Genomic DNA, 320 nt, shown 5'->3' with positions numbered 1-320 from the left:
CACATAGCAAATGCTACACTATCATCGGCGCTGTTTCGTTTCACTACTGAGTTCGGCATGGAGTCAGGTGGGTCCAAAACGCTATTGTCACCAAGCAAATTTGGGCGTTAATACGTATTTCTGCGCATTAACTGAATTTGGAAAATATCTGATAATATTTTTTAAGTTTTTCTTTAAGTAATTTCTACTTTAGTCATATTAACTTCTGTCAAACTGTCGCATAAAACGCGTTTGGCGTTGTATGGTTAAGCCTCACGGGTAATTAGTACAAGTTAGCTTAATGGCTCACACCACTTCCACATCTTGCCTATCAACGTTGT

The 320-nt window shown here is 38.8% G+C and carries 1 rRNA gene; it reads right to left on the bottom strand.

Annotated elements, in window-relative coordinates:
• Nucleotide 1: 1 nt before the first annotated feature.
• Nucleotides 2–95: ribosomal RNA gene (gene rrf, locus H5160_RS20200) — 5S ribosomal RNA — on the bottom strand.
• Nucleotides 96–320: the final 225 nt, after the last annotated feature.

Origin of the sequence: Pseudoalteromonas sp. SG43-4 (genome assembly GCF_014164325.1) — a bacterium.
GTDB lineage: Bacteria > Pseudomonadota > Gammaproteobacteria > Enterobacterales > Alteromonadaceae > Pseudoalteromonas > Pseudoalteromonas distincta.
The sequence above is the reverse complement of the archived record's forward strand: the minus strand, read 5'-3'. Positions and strand labels throughout refer to the sequence as shown.